The sequence below is a fragment of the Mucilaginibacter sp. R-33 genome, from assembly GCF_049949235.1.
Lineage (GTDB): Bacteria > Bacteroidota > Bacteroidia > Sphingobacteriales > Sphingobacteriaceae > Mucilaginibacter.
The window spans coordinates 1,743,243-1,763,416 of sequence record NZ_CP188089.1 but is presented as its reverse complement, the minus strand read 5'-3'; the positions used below and the strand labels follow the sequence as shown (position 1 = coordinate 1,763,416).

The window sequence follows — 20,174 nt, the reverse complement described above, 5'->3', positions numbered from 1 at the left end:
CGAAGGTATATTATAAAAAAAAGCGGCCTGTTCGCTTAACGTACAGGCCGCTTTTTATCAAATTGATTTACTTAAAAACGATTAATCGGCTTGATATATCAATTCTGCGAAATTTTCCTTTTCGGCACCGCAGGTCGGGCATTCATAATCGCCTAAATTTGCAAAGGCTATCCCAGGCTCTATTTTATTAAATACATCCCCATACACCTCGTCATAAATAGTGAAGCAGCTTTTACATTGATGAACTGTTTTTTGATTGGGTGATTTAATTTCATTATTGGTTTTGCTTACCGGCAATGGTAATAGGTTATTGATTTGTTGTTCATAAAACATATCGCAAAGCGCTGTCAGGTGCCTGCTTAAATCTGCTTTGGCAACGCCTTGTTTGTATATCACAAATTCGCGGGTATTGTGGTTAAAGTCACGTGTATGCACAATTTCAAATTCATCGGGCATCCGCGCGCGGATCATAATTGAGCCATAAATCCCCGATTTAGGCGACCGCTTTATGGCAAAGCTAAGTCCATATGTTCGCAAATCGGCCTCTTCAAATTCGCTTACCAATTGCTGCTTAAGCTCAAGGCAGGGATTGCAAAGGTCTTCAACCTGCCAGTTAAGCTCATTTGAAGCATGTCTGATGTTTACCCGGTATTTATTAAGTAGGTTGCCCCATAACGGCCTGTGCTTTGCCTCGATATTTTTAATGAGTAAGGACTTCCATGGGCTAAAATACAATTGTCCAACCCTGGTTTGCATACACAGGTTACAGATCTCTTTCAAAAATTCAATATCAAAAAGTTCGTGACGCCTGTAAATACCCAACCAGTATTTGTTAGCCTGCTTATTAAAACCCTCATAATAGGGCAGTTGAAATTCGGGAATGATAAGCGGTTGATCAATTTCCTGGATTACAAACTGGTAACCGGCAGTAACCAATTGATAAAGTTCATCCGGATTAATTTCAACCTGATCGTAAAACAGCTTTTTGTTGGCAAATATAACCTGTTGTATCGCTTTGCCAATGGCGGGAATATCATCCGAATAAACCAATACAGGCCAGCAATACAGGATATTAGTTTTAGGAAACCTGATATATAAGTACCAGTAATTACTTACCGGCGAAGAAATAAAATTAAGGTTACCGGTAAAAAACGAAGCAAAAGTTTGATTGCTGTCAACCAGGTTTATTTTCAGTTCGGGCTGATAATCAAACAGATCGAAAATGTCTTTATAAACACCTTCTTTGAGCCAGTTCTCCTGGTTAAAAATACCATCAGCTATATACGAACTGGTGATGTTGGGATAAGTATCCTGGTTAACTTCATGGTCAATACCGGCACTAAGCATATCAAATTCCAGATCCTCCAGCTGTGCTTCTTCAATTTCAAAATACAATTGCTGCCGGTTCCCAAAACGGACCTGTTTAGCACCAGCATTTTGCGCAATGATGAGCATCTCGTAAAAATCACCGGCAGAAGCTACACCGCCGGGTAAATTTATCTTAATTAGTTGCTTATTATCCATTGGTTCAAGCTTTTAATAATTGTTGCTCAAGTACTTCTTCCAACAAGCGTTTTACTTCGGGCCTGCATGATCCGCAGCCTGTTCCGGCTCCGGTTTGGCTGCAAACATCGGCCAGTTGCGTACAGCCGCCGGCTACTTTATTACGTATATTATCGGCACCCACATTATTACAACTACAAACCAGTTTGCCTAAAACAGGTTCGGCTGCTTTACCGCTACGAAGCAGTTTAAGGCGCTTATCGCTGAGTTCGGTTTTGTTCGCTATCAGCTCTCTGAATTCCTGAAACTCGCCTTTATCTCCAATTAAAATGGTGCCCACCAACCTGTCCTGGTGAATAATGCATTTTTTATAATAACGCTTTGCCTTATCTATAAACACTATTTCTTCATAGTCTTTTTCATTCGGGCAATCAGATAAACCGATACTGCATAAATCAAAGCCATGAATTTTGATGATATTCATAAACAGGCTGCCCTTGTAATAACTGGCTATGTCGCCGTTCATATAACCTGCAACTACAGCAGCTTGTTGTTCCGCAGCAGCGGTTATACCATATAATGTGCCGTTAAACTCCGCTATTTCGCCAATGGCGTATATGTTCGGATCGCTGGTAAGTAAACGTTCGTTTACAATTACGCCGCGCTTAATTTCAAGGCCGCAATCTTTGGCTATTTCAAGGTTTGGCGTAGTACCAATGGCAAGAATCATTGCATCGCAGTCAATTTTTCGACCGCTTTTTAAACCGATACCGGTGAGCTTGCTGCGGCCATAAAACAATTGCACTTCGTCGTCATAAAAGATGTCACAGCCCTGGTCAACCATTTCTTCGTGCAAGAGCCTGCTGCCCAACTCATCCAACTGGCGGTTTAAAAACCTTGATGTACGTTGAATAATAGTGATGGTAATCCCTATTTCACGCAAAGAAGCAGCCATCTCCAATCCTAATAAACCGCCGCCCACTATAACCACATGGCCGTTTTTAGGCACATGCTTTTTAAAGTTGTCGGCATCGTTACGGCTGCGCATGCTGAAGATCCCCGGCAACGATGGAACGTTTTTAGGTATTGCCGCCCGGCTGCCCGTTGCCAGCAGCAACACATCGTAATAGGTTTTTACACCGCGGCTATCGAGTACATATTTATTAACGCGATCTATTTTTTCTATGCTCACGCCCCGCAATAACCTTATTTTGAGTTCTGGTTCTTCATCATCGGTCATTTTTATCAGCTGCTCCCAGCTTTGTTCGCCACTGATATAATCGGGCAGCATTACGCGGTTATAAAAAGGATATTCTTCTTTGCTGAAAATGATGATCTCATCATCTTTGTTGAGCTCCCGGTATGACCGTACAAAGCCATGCGCACCAGCACCGGCGCCAACAACTACAATTCTTTGAAAAGGCTTTTTATATTTCTCAACCTTTACCGCGCAATATTTAAAATCCGGTTCCTTTGATATCGGGTCGAGCGCATCATTGGTAACGTTGTTAATGCGGTGCAGATCATTGTTCAGGATCTTGCCCCAATGCATCGGCACAAAAACAACACCCTGCTTTATCTGTTCGGTAATCCGGGCTTTTACCCTCACTTCCCCCCTTCTGGATGTAATAATAGTTACATCGCCTTCCCTGATCTCCAATGCTTCAGCATCAGCAGGATTGATCTCGATAAATGACTCTTTAATATGCTGGTTAAGCTTATTCACCTTACCGGTTTTGCTCATGGTATGCCATTGATCGCGGATACGGCCGGTAGTGAGAATAAAAGGATAGTCGCCGTCAGGAACCTCGCTGGTATGCGCATCCGGTACCGCGCTTATCTTAGCGTTACGTGTTTCGGTATAAAATTGCTTGTCGGTAAACAAGCGGGGTGTTCCTGGTATCGCATTACGTTTTTTATAAGGCCATTGTATTGACCGTTGTTGTATAATGGTATCATGGGTGAGCCCGCTGATATCAATATTGGTTTTGCCGGTAAGTTTAGCATGCTCGGCATAAATTTCGGCAGCGTTTTTAAAATCAAAGCCTTTATACCCCATTTTTTGAGCAAAACGGCAAATGATCTCGCTATCCGGCATAGCCTCGCCTGGTGGGTCAAGTACTTTACTCAAATAACTGATCCGCCTTTCAGAATTGGTCATCGTACCCTCCTTTTCGGCCCAGGCTGCTGCGGGGAGGATCACATCGGCATAGGCCAATGTTTCGGGCTTATTGCTGATCTCCTGAACCACCACAAACTTTGCTTTTTTCAAAGCCTCTTCGGCAAGGCGTACGTTTGGCAAGCTGGTTAAGGGGTTGGTACATATAATCCAGATGGCTTTAAGGCGGCCATCATTCAGGGCCTCAAACATCTCCGTTGCGGTAAGACCAGGTTTTGCGGCTATCTCTGTACCTCCCCAAAACTTCTGTACCTCCGCCCTGTCTGCCGGATTGGTTAAAACACGATGCGCCGGTAAAAGATTAGCAAGCCCCCCTACTTCACGTCCGCCCATAGCATTTGGTTGCCCGGTTAGTGATAATGGGCCAGATCCGGGCTTACCAATATGGCCTGTTATCAAATTAAGATTCAGGAGGCTTAAATTTTTATTTACCCCAACAGCGCTTTGGTTCAAGCCCATTGTCCACATTGAAATGAAGCCTTTCGCTTCGCCAATATAACCGGCAGCAAGGCGGATATCGTTTTCGCTTACACCACAAATAGCAGCCGATTCAGCAAGGGTACGTTCAAATACCAGTTTGCTATACTGCTCAAAACCATCAGCATGATTGTGTACAAAATCAATATCGATATCACCGTTCTCTATCAATACCCTGCCAATAGCGTGGTTAAGTGTGATATCGGTACCCGGATTTAACTGCAGGTGCAGATCGGCATTGCTGCAGGTATCCGTAACCCTGGGGTCAACAACGATGATTTTCACATCGGGATTTGCGGCTTTATGCGCTTCAACCCTTCGCCATAAAATAGGATGGCACCAGGCTGGGTTAGCTCCGGTTACATAAAAACAATCGGCCAGTTCAATATCGTCATAACAAACAGGTACAGTATCCTCGCCTAAAGCAATTTTATACGCGGCAACCGCGCTGCTCATACACAAACGCGAATTAGTATCTATATTATTACTGCCGATAAAACCTTTAATTAGCTTATTAACAACGTAATATTCCTCTGTAAGGCACTGGCCTGAGGCATAAAATGCAACCGAATCCGGCCCGTATTTATCAATGAACGTTTTAAAAATGGCTGCTGTGCGCTCCAATGCGTCGTCCCAGCTTACCCTTTGCAGGGGCATGCTTTTGTTATAACGCATTTGAGGGTACAGCAGCCTGTCGGTTTTATCGTTAGCTGTGTAATGCAGGTTAAGCCCTTTACTGCACAACATGCCTTTATTTACAGGATAGTCCTTATCGCCCTCAAGCGTTATACTGCCATTTTTTTCTTTATTAATTACCACGCCGCATCCTACTCCGCAGTAGCAGCAAGTACTTTTAAATGTATTTTGAGGGCGTTTGTTCAACATTTCTTTTAAGCTAAAAGCTTAAGGCTGAAAGCCAAAAGCTCTTTTATTTATTACTATTTATTATGTATTTTAAGCAGAAAGCGTTAATGGCTTTCTGCTTAAAGTTTTTTTTGCCCGGGCTTTAAGCTCCTAAAGCTAAAGCAGGTTCATCTGCTGTTTGAGCTTCAGCCTGTTTTTGAAAACGGGTGATCAGCACAATCACGGAAATTACCATAACAGTTATACCGATGTAGGTAAATGCCTGTATATAGGTGATATGCTCCGATTTAAAAAGAAATCCAAATAACATCCCGCCAAGGTTACCGCCCGCACCCACTATACCACTTACCATCCCAACATTTTTACTGTTGATGAAAGGCACTATGCCATAAGTGGCGCCGTTTGACATTTTGAGGAACAACGCGAATGAAAGCATGGAAATAATGGCCATTGTAAGGCTGCCCGAATTTGCAAACAGAACAAGGCCAATACCCTCCAGCAGCAGCACGCCGGCCAGAAGTAGCCCCTTACCGCGCATCCCGAATTTTCCGCCAACCTTATCAGATACGATGCCGCCTAACGCGCGGGCAAAAATGTTCATGAAGCCAAAAATACCTGCCCAGAAACCAGCCGAGCTTTGCGACAAATGAAAAGTATCTACAAAATGCAGGGAAGCAACGTTATCAAAAGTGATCTCCATGCCAAAACACATAGCGTAGGCCATAGTTAATGCCCAAACGCGCCAGTCGGCCAATATTGACCAGTCGGTTTTGGATGGATTGGTTTTGGCATAACCAACTTCGTCGTAGTTGCCGTTAGGAGTGTCTTTGGTAAATTTCCAGTATACGAATGCTATTATCAGCATCATTACACCCGGAACTATCATAGCATACCTCCAGGCTTCGGCCTTGGTAAAGCCGGCCCCTACTATAGCAGCAAATATTAAAGGCATCACCATATTGGTTACTCCACCGCCAAGATTACCCCAGCCTCCGGTTACCGCGTTGGCTGTGCCTTTTATATTCGGCGCAAACATCATCGAAGTATGGAACTGAGTAATTACAAACGATGAACCTATTACACCGATTGCCAAACGAAACAATAAAAAAGACGTGTAATCATGTGCCAGACCTACCAGAAATACAGGTAAGGACCCTATTATTAATAACCTAACGGCTGTTTTGCGCGGCCCCCAGGTATCACAAAGTTTACCTATAATAAGGCGGGCAATAATTGTTGCAGCTACAGATGCAATGATGGTGTTACCCACTTGTCCTTTACTCAAATGTAATTCGGCACGGATGGTTGGCATTAATGGCGCCAGTCCGAACCAGCCAAAAAAGCAAACAAAAAACATGAGCCAGGTAATGTGAAAGGTGCGCATTTGTACACCCTTCAATGAAAATATGTTGAGTTTGGTAAGTTGTTTTTCCATTTTTTTAAGCTTAAAGCTCAAAGCCTAAGGCTAAAAGCTGTTTGTTTGTACTTTGATTTTTTAACATTTCTCGCTTTCGGCTTTAGCCTTAAGCTTTTAGCCTACATTACTTATTCAAAAACTCAGGTTTGATATTAAGCTGCAGGTACGCCCAAAACGGGTGCAGTTTGCTGCTATCCGGCGTTAAACCTTTGGCATACTCCATGCTGTGAGTTGCTGCCATGTAGGATAAGCCCAGATCAACGGCGGTAAATTTGTTAAGCTTATAGCTGTTGGTGAGGTCAAATTCGGTACCGAGGTATTTATCTATAGGCTGTCCGTTTGTTCCTTTCTGATCTTTAGCTAATAGGAAGTAATGATTAGCTAAATCAACGCTAAAGCGCTTATTATCTGAAAGGTATTTGATTTTAACATAAGGGTTGCTCAAACCGCCGGTTGGGGATCCGCTACCTGCATAAAAATAGTCCATATAGCCCCAGAACTTATGTGGGGTACCATACAATGGATCAAACCTGTGATTGGTTTTTGAGGTGGATAGCGCATCGTTTCCTGACAGGTAATCCCATCCGGCTGTATAAGCTATGTTACTGCTTTTGTATGATAAAGATGCGGTATAAGTATAAGCACTTAACTTAGCACCATCACGGTCGTGTCCGCCCTGGTAGTAAAAGCCACCTGTAGCAGCCCATTCGTCTTTACTGCCGAAAACGGGATTGATGAGCAAGCCGGTTGTATAGCGGGTATTAACTCCTGGTTGATTAAACCGGCGACCGTATACATAACCAACGTCTTCGCCTGATACATTTTTTACAGAATCGAGCTTGTATTTGGCAAATTGATCGGCCAGGAAAAGGCCGGTTACTTTAGTTTTATTAATTTTTTTAGCAAAGTAGAGATATTCAAGCGCTTTATAGTTTTGGTTTTGCCCGTTAGTACCGGGAGGATTTAAAAATGAAAGATTGCCATTTTTGGCACTAACGCCCGAAGCATTAACCAGCGGGATAAGCCCGGCAGGGGTATTAACCAGATTACCTTTGCTATCCTTTACTGTAGCGGGTACATTGGCCGGTGTATAATAGGTGCCATTATAATTAATAGCATCAGAGCTTTGATTAAAGGCAGCGCCAAGATCAACCTGCCAGCCTGATTGAAGAAGTTTTAATACGATAGCGTCGTGCCTGCGGGCCTGCTGAATCCAATCGGTAGCACCAAGCAAGCGTTCATCGTCATAGCTAATTTCCTGCCGGCCAGCTTTTATAGCGAAATAATCGACAGGTGATTTTTTAAAGGAAGTGTCTTTTTTGTTGGAGAGGATCAGTTCGGCCCATGCTTCGTGAAGGCTTAGCCGGCTGCCGTCGTTGATAGTAATAGTTGAGGCATCCTGGCCCCAAAGCCTTACATCCTGTACGGAAGTCTGGAAAATAAGCTTGCTGCTTTTGTAATTAAAGGTGAGACGCGTTCGTTGGGATACAAACGCTGCATTTTTGTTACCTATCGGTTCTAAAGTTCCATAACCATCACGCAATTCGCCTCTTGTTTTGATCTGCCCTGTTAAAGACAGCTGCGCAGAAGCATTATAAGAAAAGAAACATGATATAATTAATAGAATTTTTCCAATAGTGTATTGATTAGATACATTTTTGTACATTTGAATTGGTTTTTTATTTGTTAAAGCGATTAAAAACTATTTAACCCTGTCTGGGAATGCGACCTCCCGGCAGGGCTTTTTTTATGAATTTTTGATTTTTACCATAGGCTCAATCTTTTTTGATGTATTTATCTGTTTAATTATGATAAATATAACTTATTTAATGATTGCGTACAAATAATTGATTTTTAAAATGAATTTTTATGATTAAAATCATTAAAAACTATATTTTTTGATAAAAATTCAAATTATAAACGATCAAAAACAGCAGAAATACATTTTTAACAATTTATTAATAGATAAAAAAACAACAAACTATCGCAAAACCCAAATTAAAATCCTTTCAACAGAATAAAATCACCACAAAAAATCACATATATCGATAGAAAGCCATTTTAATTCGCTTTAAACTCTAAAAATTCGAAAAATAAATTCAAAAAAAGACAGTCAAAACGAACATGACTGTATTAACCAATGCCTTGGTGTATAAAATACACTGAAATTTTAAACAAAAACACAAAAAAAGCGCCATTACCCCATTCGGCAACGGCGCTTAATGTAAAATTCGTTTTATTTTCCGCCCAAATACACCAGCATTTAATCAACTCCGACAAAAACTTTTCCGTCGGCTATTTTTACCGGATAAGTTTTTATCACCAATTCCTCTTCACCCAAACACTCACCGGTAAGCAGCGAAAATGTTTTTTTATGAAAAGGACAAGCTACTTTTGGCTCGCAGCTTTCGCCGGCACTGCCGATCATGCCACGCGATATTGCCATTTGCTGCTTATGCGGGCAGAGATTTTGCGTTGCATACCACTCATTACGGCGTGTAAAATTAAATATTGCTATCTGTTCATCTCCGTGCTTAATACATGACCCGCCATTTTCGGGCACATCATCAACATAACAGGCCATAATCCATTGGGTTGCTATCGTTGCTTCCATTGTGTTTTCTTTTTAATAATGATCAATCTAACTTTGAACTAAAAACTCGGGATTTCCTAATAAAATCTACCATTCTTTAGCGCGTACCTGTTCACGCATTGGCTCAAATTGAGCATGAGGATCTTTTTCATCAGGCGCATTTATAAAATGAGCGAAGCGCTTGCGCATTGAAGGGTTATTTATAGCTTCTTTCCACTCGCAATGGTAAGTATTTACCAATGCCTGCATTTCCTCTTCCAACTGCTCACCCAACCCAAGGCTGTCATTTACTATTACATTTTTAAGATAACTCATGCCGCCGTCCAGCTTATTGAGCCACGTTGCGGTCCGGGTCAACTGGTCGGCGGTTTTTATGTAAAACATCAGGAACCTGTCGAGATATTTAATAACTGTTTCCTTATCAATATCGGTAGCCAGCAACTGGGCATGCTGCGGCTTGGAGCCGCCATTGCCACATACATATAAATTCCAGCCTTTTTCGGTGGCTATAATTCCAAAATCTTTCGATTGCGCTTCGGCGCACTCCCTCACACAACCACTTACGCCACCTTTGATTTTATGCGGTGCGCGAATCCCTTTATACCTATCCTCCACCTCAATGGCAAAAGTCACACTATCATGCAAGCCAAACCTACACCAGGTACTACCTACACAGCTTTTTACAGTACGAAGTGCTTTACCATAAGCGTGCCCACTTTCAAAGCCGGCATCAATAAGCTCTTCCCAGATTAAAGGCAGATCGCTCAGGTGCGCACCAAACATATCAATACGCTGACCTCCTGTTATTTTAGTATACAACCCGTATCTTTTAGCAACCTGGCCAATTACAATCAGCTTATCAGGCGTAATTTCACCGCCTGGAATACGTGGCACAACAGAATAAGTACCTCCCTTTTGAATATTAGCTAAAAAGCGATCATTACTATCCTGTATTACTTCCTGTTTTACAATAACATCATTCCATAAACTGGATAAAATACTGGCAACAACCGGCTTGCAAATCTCACAGCCATCGCCCTTGCCATAATGATCAAGCACAAGGTCGTAGTTTTTCAGTCCGTTTATTTTAACAAGATCAAACAATTCCTGGCGTGAGTAATCAAAATGCTCACAAATAACATTCTTAATATACTGACCATTTGCCTTCATGGTGCCGGCGATCAAATCTTTCACCAATGGCACGCAACCACCGCAGCCCGTGCCCGCCTTGGTGCATTTTTTCATACCGTCAATACCGGTAACACCACCATCGTTCACTGCCGAGCAGATAGCACCTTTGGTAACCGCCTCACATGAACAGATCAGCGCATCATCGGGCAAACTCATTACGCCTGCCCCTGCGTTGGCTTCGCCCCCCCTTGATCCTAATATCAGATCTTCAGGATCCGGCGGCAGCACTATTTTATTATTAACGGTTTGCAGTAGCATATTATAAGCATCCGCATCGCCGATCAAAATACCGCCTAAAAGGTTTTTGCCATCATTTGTTATATTAATGCGCTTATAGATCCCCTTATGCGTATCCTCAAACAAAATAGTACGGCAATCAGGTTCAGTAATAAAGGCATCACCAAAACTGGCCACATCAACACCAATCAGCTTTAGCTTGGTGCTCATATCATAGCCATAAAAACTCTTATCAGCCTCAGTTAAATGAGCAGCTACAATATCAGCCATCTCATAGCCGGGTGCAACGAGGCCATATATCATACCTTCGTATAAGGCACACTCACCAATGGCATAAATACATTCATCACTGGTTTGCATTTTTTCGTTCACTACAATGCCGCCACGGGTACCTACATGCAAACCCGCCAGTTTAGCCAACTCGTCGCGCGGACGGATGCCGGCCGATATAACCAGCATATCTACAGCAAGCTGACTATCGTCATTAAATTTTAACGAGTGGATTTTTTTATCGCCGGTAATAGCGGCAGTGCTTTTATTAAGGTGAATATGCAAACCCAACTGGCTCAATTTCATTTGCAACATATTACTCCCTGCAGAGTCTATCTGACGCGGCATCAAGCGCGGTGCAAATTCGATGACATGCGTTTCAGAAATGCCAAGATCTATTAAAGCCTTTGCAGCTTCCAGCCCCAGCAAGCCACCGCCCATTACAGCTCCTGATTTTGCATTAACAGCACAGGCCTTGATTAACTCCAGGTCTTCAATGGTGCGATACACGAACACGCCTTCCTTTTCAATACCCGGAATATCGGGTACAAAAGCCGATGAGCCGGTTGCTAAAACCAGATAATCATATTTAAGTGTAACGCCTTTTAAAGAGTGGATTGTTTTTTCGGTGCGGTTGATTTCCTGAATGGGATCATCCAAATGCAGCGCGATGCCATTATCTGAATACCACGATAAAGTGGATAACGACAGGTCATCAGCAGTCTTGCCGTTAAAATATTCACTAAGATGCACCCTGTCATAAGCGTGACGCGGCTCTTCGCCAAAAACAATTATTTGGAACTGTGTTGATCTGGCTAAAAGTTTTTCGCAAAACTTATAACCTACCATACCGTTGCCAACAACAATGATGGTTGGTTTTGACATATCGAAATTTTTTAAATGTTAAAGCAATTTTCAAACTAAAAATGAATCAACTGCGACCTTGATTTCATTTATATCACAATTATAACTCAAAAAAACATCAAATAAAAATTTAATTTCAATTTTTATTAAATAAATCATGCTTATTGGCGTTTAAGTTCATAAATTAGTGCTGTTGATATAATTTATATCATTTTTTGAACAGTTTTTTTTTAATTTATTTTGAAATTTTAACAAAATCATCAAAATATAAAGGCTTAAAAGCCTATTTTTTAATCACTAATTTAACAAAATGCAAAAACAAATACAAAATCCGGAACTTTTTGTACTTGGAGCAGGCCCGGGAGACCCAGAATTGATGACTATCAAGGGATTTAAGGTATTACAGCAGGCAAATGTGATATTATATGACAACCTGGCTAACAAAGAGTTACTTGCGATAAGCCGGGATGATTGTGAAAAGGTATACGTTGGCAAGCAACCTTATGGTGATTATACACCGCAGGAAACAATTCATGAGCTGATAAAACACTACGCATTTACTAAAGGTAACGTAGTAAGGTTAAAAGGAGGCGATCCGTTTATATTTGGCCGCGGGTTTGAAGAAATCATTTATGCCCGCCAACATGGCATCACCACACATTACATACCCGGTGTAACCAGCATGCAGGCCTCCGGACTGGAAGACATCCCCCTAACCCACCGGCAAGTAAGCGAAAGCGTATGGATGGTTACCGGCACCAAAAAAGATGGCAGTCTATCTGCCGATTTAACTTGCGCTATGCACAGTAACGCAACAGTTGTTATATATATGGGGATGAAAAAGCTGGCAGAAATAGCATCAGCCTATATAAAGGCTGGAAAAGGAGATACACCGGCAGCTATTATACAACATGCTTCATTGCCCCAACAAAAATCGGCAAAAGGAAAAGTAAGCGGTCTTGAAGCTATTGCGGCAGATAATCAGCTTACTTACCCCGCTATTATTATTATAGGTGATGTTGTTAACGTAAAAAATTAAAGAAATGAAGATCAGGATAAAAGGAAACTCGCTGCGCTATCGCTTAACCAAAACAGACGTTGAAAACTTTGACAGGGACGGCTATTTGGAAGAAAGCACCAATTTTGGTTCACAGGTATTTAAATATGCATTGCAACGCTCTTCAAATGATTCTTTAACCGCAGACTTCAGCGCCAATACGATCATTATGCATATGCCGGTTACTATGGCCATTGAATGGACAAGTACCGACCGCGTTGGTTATGAAAATAATACCGGCCCGATGTATCTGCTTATTGAAAAAGACTTTAAATGCCTGGACAATGTGGCGGAAGACCAAAGCGACAATTATCCTAATCCGTTAAGCTTAAAACTTTAGCATTAACCCAGGAGTGAGTTTATTTACTGATAAAGTATATTTATCAGTAAATAAAAATCATTTAAACCGAAGTTATGATGCAGTTTTAGATTGGTTATTCAACCTTAAATGCCGAACGGTAAAAAATAGCGCAACTAAAATTAATATCCATACCCAGGTATCCAGCGGGCAGCCATCAGGTCCGCCATCATTACCATCGCAAAGACCATCTCCCGGATCTGCAAAACTCAAGGACACTGCAAGCAAATTGATTATAATAATAGCTAATACTGTTTTCCATTTTGATGTAATCATAGATAATACGTACATACTGTTATTGTTTAAAAAACATTCCGCTCCCAATCCTATCTCCTGTGCCTTCATTAACTGCAACTACTATGTAAAGTCCCCGGCCCAAACTATTAACATTTTCCTGCAAGGTATTAGTACCAATAGCCGATAGCTTTCTGACAATAGCGCCCGAAGGGCTAACTATATTGATCCTAACAGCTCTGGTTGATGTTTGTTCTACTTTTATATTGACTGTGCTGGCTGAAACTACGGTTGGATATACCAGAAATTTAACGACTCCGGCGCCCGGTCGGATTTCAAAATTGAGGTTATCAGATAATTTAGTTTCGCCGGTTACCAGGTTTTGGCTTAGCCTGTAAATGATCTGGCCGCTCCCCGGAGTTTGGTCGGTATAAGTATATTTACCTGTTCCTGTTGATTGCAGGCTATCGATGGTTAAAAAAGTTTTTCCGCCATCCGCGCTTTTCTGAACGGCGAATTTGGTAAAATTACTTTCGTTGTTGGTTTCCCAGTTCAGTGCTACCCCTTCAGTAACTTTCTTTCCTGTAAAGGTCAATAAACGGTAATCATGGCCCGGCACGATACCGATTTTAAGATAAAACCTGTCATGAGCATAGCTTGCCGGGTTCGACTCGACCTTAAACGCATATTCGGCGTTATGCACAACATCAAGCGAATCGTTGGTGTATTTATCCTTTAGATAGATGGAGTACCTTGCGTCGATATTCTTTTTTATAGGTGAAGTGAGTTTATACGTACCATAATTAGAGAAAGTAACGATGAGATTTACACGTTTTAATTTTTCGAGGTTACCTGTGTAATTAGCAAAGCACCCTACCGAATCGCTGCTTAACGAGTAAAACAAATCGCCCTGCCCCGATGGCCGATAGTAGGGCGCATCCTCGCCGGGGACAAACCTGGCGGTAGCATTTTCATCAAAATTGATGTCGGTAGAGTTGTGAACAACAGTGTCTTGTACCAGGTTCATGGTTAGACGGGGAATACTGCTTTCAGCATTATTGGTAGCCGGGCTTGCTGCAAATGAAGCCGCAATATTTTTTGAAGGGCTGCCAACCACATTAAATACAGGGGTTGATGGAAGCGCTCCGCTATAATTTGAGTATGCCACCTTCATTGTTTCATCAAACTTAATAGCTGAAGCAGAAGTTGCAACGGTAAAAAATCCCTGCCCTGATAAAGCGTAGCGACTTGCTCCTGTGCCAATAGATCCGGTACTGGCATCGTACAACGCGAATTTGGTTGACGAGCTATTGGTTCCGGTACTGGCATCTTTTACCAGCATATAATAAAATTTGTTGGTGGTGTTTACCGTGTAAAGGGTATGCAGATCTATTACCGACGCATATGGATTACCAATAAGGTTTAAACCTTGTTTAACAGCCGGTGTTGACGTGTGATAAGACAGGGTAGCCGGGGCACTTACCGCCGTAGTTGTATAATAAGTTGGCGGTGTAGATGGAAAATTCACAATATTGGCCGTTAATGTTGCATTGCTGGCCCCCGTACCCTTAATAACAGTTCCAAAAAAGTTTAGCGTAGCATTATCTGTTGCCGGAAAAGGCCTTACAAAGGGGTTTGCTACACTCCTGCTCCCTCTGAAATAGTATAAAAAACCGTTTGCAGGTGGCAAACCCTGACTGGTTGAGCTAAAAGGCTTGTATTCATTATTCAATACCTGATTTACATCCGAAGTAACCGGTGCGTTTTCATCATAAACAAATACCGAAGGGCTGTTGCCGGTAGCTGTAGCATCATCAAATCCATTTGTTGTACCACCTGGACCGGTAATGTAGGTTGTAGCGATAAGCGGTAAAAGATTATAGGTGCTAAGCGAACCTGTTGTTAAAAATGTTGATGTTGTATTAAGTACCGGCGATGACATTAGCATATAACGACGCAATGTACCTTTCACATAACGTTGAACATTGATACTGCCGGTAATGGTGCCTGCTGAAAGACTACCGATACTTGCATCCCCTGCAGCGGTGGATAATATGGTAAGCGCCGTTGTGGTCGACGTGGCATTGCCTACCGCAAGCGTTGACGACGAGTTAACATTTAATGTATAAGTTGGCGCGACGGTAAATTTACTTCCTGAGGCCATTGTCTTTGTTCCGCCAGTTGTGAAGGTAACGTTGTAAAAATTTGTTCCCGTAGCAGTTGCGTCTGTAAGCGTTTGGGTTGTACCGTCAAATGATATCAGCGCGGATGCATTAGGCGTGAACGTGCCTGTATTTGTGTAATTACGCGCGATATTTAAAGCGCCCGTACCCATATTCATGGTACCTGCATTGCTGAGTGTTCCGTTTATATCAATTGATCCCGTACCACCGGTAATGGTTGCTGCCGAATTATTCGTCCAGGTGGCCGCTGTTGATCCGGCTACACCAACTTTTGTAGCTGTATTGGTTGCATTGGAAAATGACACATTTGAGTTTGTGGTAAATGTGGAATCGATATTTAAATAACTTGTTTGACCAGCCGTTGTACCACCAATAACAGCGGTACCACTGCCTTGTATAATAAGGTTGTCATAAATACGATCTGTAGCCGCATTTGGGTTTACAGGACCACCACCCGGACCAAAACCCTGAACCGAAGTTGTATAAATCACTGGGTTAGCCCCTTTATAATTAACAGTAGCTTTACCTCCATGGTCACCATAAAAGTTACAGGACGCATAAGGTACAGGTATCGTTCCGATAGCGTTTGTCGCATTAAGGATTAATGTTGGATTTACAACCGTATTAGTTGTTTTATATGATGTGAGAGCATTCACCGTAAAGTAAGCGCCGTTCTGATTGGTAACACTGTGATTCGTAAAAGTTATCTGGTTATTTATGGTCATAGTCCCCCCTTCCAATCTGAATCCACTTCCGTTTTGTTGTTTTACATTCAGATGTATATTTACATTGTTGCTAACTGTTAGTGTGTTGACTTCCGAAAACAAAAATGAAAAACTGCCATAAGTAGCTGAATTAGTACCGATCTGTATGTTTGTGCAGGAAATTGTACCGGTTCCCCTCATATCATTGAAAATGGTACCACTTGCATTAGTATTGACATCCTGGGTAATATCACCTGTTACGGTCAATGTCGCGCTATTTACAGTTAATATTGTCCCGGTTAGCGAGGTGCCCGTTAAGACTCCTCCCGAAACGTATTGAATCCGCCCAAAAGTGATCGAAGCTACTGTAACGTTTGCCGAAAGGACAGGTTGATTTGTGTAAGTAGATCCTGTGACACCAAAGCGAACAATATCGGTAGTGCTTCCGCCCTGGCCGGGGTACGAGGTTGTTGTCAGTCCTCCAACAGTCCAGTTATCCGGATTACTCCATAAAGTGCCGTTTATATAACCACCAGAACATAAAAAACCTGAACATGTCCCCGCGCCGGTCCAATCAAAAGTAGCTGCAAGAGCGAGCTTATTTATGAAGAGTGCACAGATTGATAGCAGGATAATTTTCAAATAGCTTATTTTCAAGATTTTTGTGCGCTTGGTTTTAAATTGTTTCCTTATACGTTATACATTTCCTTCAGGTTATATTTCTATGCAAAAAACAAGTTACAATTAATTAATAAGCAGAAATAAAACAATACAAATCCCCCCCTATCAGCCATTTGATTTGATCGGCCCGCTTATCGGGAATAGTATTGGTATCCTTAATGTAACCATCTAACGGCGTAAACAGGATCATACAACAAGATGGCTACGAACTGTTATTAACAACACGTATCAGGAGAACTTTAAATTTCAGGCAAAAAACAATTCGGCCTGGCGGCTAATACTTTTTTTAACTCGACCCTAAATCTTTTTTTTCCATTGTTTACTACCACAGAAGTATAATACCATTCAGAAACAATATAAAGTGTATTCGACGATAATATGAGTTTTCCAGACCCAGACTTTCAGAAAGCAAAATTCAATTTTATGTAACCTTATGAAGATTGGATGAAGGCTACGGCCGAGAGTTGTTCATGTTTAAATATGAATTATATATTTGTAACTCATATTTAAACATGGCTAATCATAAAAAGACTGAGTTTGCCGCAACAGATCAGGACATATCAATGGTAGCAAAAGCACTGTCGCACCCGGCAAGAATCGCTATTATGCGTATTTTGGCACAGCACAAGCATTTTACCTGCGGCGAAATAGTTGAAATACTCCCTTTAGCGCAGCCAACGGTATCCCATCATTTAAAAGAATTGATGGATGCCAGGCTGATTACTGTTGCAATTGATGGTAAAAAATCACTGTATGATGTAAACTGGCCAACCTGGAACAGATATACAGCCGAGTTTGAAAATATGCTCAGTGCTATTAACAAGGCGGAACAGCAGCCCTGATCTGCCAGCTCAATTTATGGGTTATATTCGTACACAACCTTATAAGGTACCTGTTTAAGTGAGGCAGATATCTGTCCTATCTTCAGATCACGCAGCTGTGGGGTAGGCTCACAAAAAGAATAAGCTTTTCCTTTATAAAGCAAAGGTTTCCCCATCGGTTTATCAAACTGCACTGCCATAGTTATATGAGTGGGATATAACACCGCTATCATCGGCAAATTGTATATTTCTTTAACAAGGTAAAAAAACAACGCGGCACGATCATCGCAGTCGCTGTATTGAGCAAACAGGGTTTCTTCCGGGCTCAACCGTTTCTCCCGGCCAAAATTCATATCATCATTTTCATATAAAAAGGCATATCGCGTAAAATGCATCAGGTAATCAACGCCTTTTTTGATACTCATGCCGTCCACATTTTTTTTTAGCAAAGGGATCAGCGATCCATAAGTTTCTTTACTAAGGGGTATATTGAAGTAAGATTCGAAATCTACAACCGGATAATTCCTGAAAATGGAATCAATCAGCGGGTTAAGCTTAATCCTGAAATAGTATGCCTTATGCCGATAGGTAAACTGCAGATCCTTTTCCACATAGTCCGCAGGCGTAAAATCAGGCATCCTCGTAACCTTATATGAAAATGAGTTTATTGCACCCGGCACATTGATATCAACAGGAATAGCCGGTTGTATTGTAAGATCAGTACCCGGGTAGTCATGAATGTTAAGACACATGTACTTTTTATCATCAACCATATAAGAAGGAATATCTGATACATCTTCATTGTTGTAAACATAAAAAATGATTTTTTTTCCGGCCAGCGCCAGTCGTGCGTCATAGCCCGATTTAACCATCAGGAACCATTTATACAAGGTGTACGTATTGTAATTTTTTTCTTTAGGGCTTATTTGCTGGGCAGTTTTGCGCACGAGCTGGTAATACAGCCAGTCATTAAGCTGGTGATCTTGTTTATAACTCAACAATGCATCAATTAAAGATTTATAATTACCGGCATCAACATTGGTATAAAAGCTTTGTATGTTATTTACTGATAGTCCGCTTGTGGTATAGCTAATAGTTAAAGCATCGGCATTAAATGTACCATCATAAAAAGCAAAACAAATCCTCCTGTTATTTTGAGCAGACAAATTAACTGTACTTAAAAGTATCAAACAAGGGAATAATATTTTAACATATCTGCCCATAGCAAACACATCATTTTACTTATAAAGGTTAAAGCATTCTGCTTTATGTCTAAATATACAAAATTGAAAATTAAAACATCAATTGACTTAATATTATTTTAATCGTTTAACAACATACTATTAATATTAGGCGCATAGATTTGAATTGGAAAATTATGATGCATGGCGACAGAAACATTAGGTAAAAGAATACTATGCTTATTTATAGCTATAGGATATTTCTTTTTTTCGTGTTTGTATGTTACACGATGTCCCAAAATTGCAGGTCATGCTAAAACAGGAAAGTATTTAACGCTTAATAACGGACCGGTAAAACAAAACGGTCCGGTTATTTCGAGTGCAAATGATGGCAAATCTGCACCTGTTCTCTTTTTATCCCGCCCGCGGGTAATTTTCGGCAAAACCTTAGCTGCATTAAGTAATCAATTCAGGTTAATTCGTACCTGCGAGTTATGCCCGTTCCGGTTCATATCACAATATGATACTCAAAGCAGATTTCGGTCTCACAAGGTTTTTTATGCTGCTAACATTTTTTCCATTACCTGTACCTGGAAAATCTGAGTTATCAGCTTCTCACCTGCCAATACCTTTACAATGTTTTCTTATTTTCTTATTACCTGCATTTACGGCAATTAATGCCGTACTAACAATTAATTCATTTAACAACCGTGTGGACAAGTTATGCCTTATTTCAACTTAAAATTTTCAAATACCGATAACGAACTGGCTAATTTTGCGAAAGCCCTTGCATTGCCCGTCAGAATTGCCATTGTCCGTATTATTATAGCTAACGGCAATTTAGTACCCAAAGAAAGTTTATATAGCATCCCGTTTAACCAGGAAACAATAACCAAGCACATTGCCGAATTAAAACGGATGGGTATTATAAAGACTCATGGTTTACGCGGCTCAATTAAATACAGTATTGATGAGCGCTTGTTTGGTCAAATGGCCGATGGATTTGCCATGCTATTTGAAAGTATGAGAAGATTTGAACATGATCTGCAGAATCATTAAACCTGATTATACGGACATCGAGGTGAATTTCCGAACTCGGGATAATAAATTCAAAAAAAATTTCAATTATAATAGTCTGATAAACAGATACTGCATTATAACTTTTACTTAACCTTCGCTTAAAGTAACAATTCGGATTTGGCAATTCGGTTCAGATTTGTACTTTTGCGCCCGGAGAGTTGGCAGAGTGGTCGATTGCGGCAGTCTTGAAAACTGTTGAACTGTGAAAGGTTCCTGGGGTTCGAATCCCTAACTCTCCGCCAAGTATTATTCAATTAGGATCAAAAGCGCTGTAAATGAA

Annotated in this window: 13 protein-coding genes and 1 tRNA gene; 5 read left to right on the top strand and 9 right to left on the bottom strand. The window is 41.2% G+C overall.

Going from position 1 to position 20,174, the window contains the following annotated elements:
* Positions 1-81: 81 nt before the first annotated feature.
* The 6 genes from ACP26M_RS07460 to nirB form a co-directional block, all read right to left on the bottom strand.
* Positions 82-1,524 (bottom strand): rubredoxin, encoded by a 1,443-nt coding sequence (locus ACP26M_RS07460; RefSeq protein WP_426587577.1) that lies wholly within the window; start codon positions 1,522-1,524, stop codon positions 82-84.
* Between the two features lie 4 nt (positions 1,525-1,528).
* Positions 1,529-5,044 (bottom strand): molybdopterin-dependent oxidoreductase, encoded by a 3,516-nt coding sequence (locus ACP26M_RS07455; protein WP_426587575.1) that lies wholly within the window; start codon positions 5,042-5,044, stop codon positions 1,529-1,531.
* 121 nt (positions 5,045-5,165) lie between these two features.
* Complete coding sequence (locus ACP26M_RS07450) at positions 5,166-6,458, bottom strand: MFS transporter (RefSeq protein WP_426587573.1); 1,293 nt, start codon at positions 6,456-6,458, stop codon at positions 5,166-5,168.
* 106 nt (positions 6,459-6,564) lie between these two features.
* A complete protein-coding gene (locus ACP26M_RS07445) occupies positions 6,565-8,106 on the bottom strand; it encodes an alginate export family protein (protein ID WP_426587571.1) in 1,542 nt (513 codons plus the stop codon).
* Positions 8,107-8,703: 597 nt separating this feature from the next.
* On the bottom strand, positions 8,704-9,054 hold the full coding sequence (nirD, locus tag ACP26M_RS07440) for a nitrite reductase small subunit NirD (RefSeq protein WP_090525796.1): 351 nt from the start codon (positions 9,052-9,054) through the stop codon (positions 8,704-8,706).
* 66 nt (positions 9,055-9,120) lie between these two features.
* Positions 9,121-11,616, bottom strand: coding sequence for a nitrite reductase large subunit NirB (nirB, locus tag ACP26M_RS07435; RefSeq protein ID WP_426587568.1), 2,496 nt, complete (start codon positions 11,614-11,616; stop codon positions 9,121-9,123).
* A gap of 289 nt (positions 11,617-11,905) precedes the next feature.
* Here nirB and cobA point away from each other — a divergent pair, with 289 nt between their 5' ends.
* Positions 11,906-12,634: a uroporphyrinogen-III C-methyltransferase gene (gene cobA, locus ACP26M_RS07430; protein WP_274988599.1), complete on the top strand. Its 729-nt coding sequence runs from the start codon at positions 11,906-11,908 to the stop codon at positions 12,632-12,634.
* A 4-nt stretch (positions 12,635-12,638) separates the two neighbouring features.
* On the top strand, positions 12,639-12,992 hold the full coding sequence (locus ACP26M_RS07425; RefSeq protein ID WP_426587566.1) for a DUF7009 family protein: 354 nt from the start codon (positions 12,639-12,641) through the stop codon (positions 12,990-12,992).
* Positions 12,993-13,064: 72 nt separating this feature from the next.
* Here the strand turns inward: ACP26M_RS07425 and ACP26M_RS07420 are convergent, their stop codons facing one another.
* Positions 13,065-13,301: a hypothetical protein gene (locus ACP26M_RS07420; protein ID WP_426587564.1), complete on the bottom strand. Its 237-nt coding sequence runs from the start codon at positions 13,299-13,301 to the stop codon at positions 13,065-13,067.
* A gap of 4 nt (positions 13,302-13,305) precedes the next feature.
* Complete coding sequence (locus tag ACP26M_RS07415; protein WP_426587562.1) at positions 13,306-16,788, bottom strand: beta strand repeat-containing protein; 3,483 nt, start codon at positions 16,786-16,788, stop codon at positions 13,306-13,308.
* Between the two features lie 536 nt (positions 16,789-17,324).
* On the opposite strand from ACP26M_RS07415, the gene ACP26M_RS07410 reads away from it, so the two are divergent.
* Positions 17,325-17,654 carry an ArsR/SmtB family transcription factor gene (locus ACP26M_RS07410; protein ID WP_426587560.1) on the top strand — a complete coding sequence of 110 codons (330 nt, stop codon included), beginning with the start codon at positions 17,325-17,327 and terminating at the stop codon, positions 17,652-17,654.
* Between the two features lie 14 nt (positions 17,655-17,668).
* On the opposite strand, the gene ACP26M_RS07405 is transcribed toward ACP26M_RS07410, so the two are convergent.
* Complete coding sequence (locus ACP26M_RS07405; protein ID WP_426587558.1) at positions 17,669-18,799, bottom strand: hypothetical protein; 1,131 nt, start codon at positions 18,797-18,799, stop codon at positions 17,669-17,671.
* Between the two features lie 738 nt (positions 18,800-19,537).
* On the opposite strand from ACP26M_RS07405, the gene ACP26M_RS07400 reads away from it, so the two are divergent.
* Together ACP26M_RS07400 and ACP26M_RS07395 are read left to right on the top strand one after the other, a co-directional pair.
* A complete protein-coding gene (locus ACP26M_RS07400; RefSeq protein ID WP_426587556.1) occupies positions 19,538-19,873 on the top strand; it encodes a hypothetical protein in 336 nt (111 codons plus the stop codon).
* A gap of 173 nt (positions 19,874-20,046) precedes the next feature.
* Positions 20,047-20,136 (top strand) — tRNA-Ser (locus ACP26M_RS07395).
* Positions 20,137-20,174: the final 38 nt, after the last annotated feature.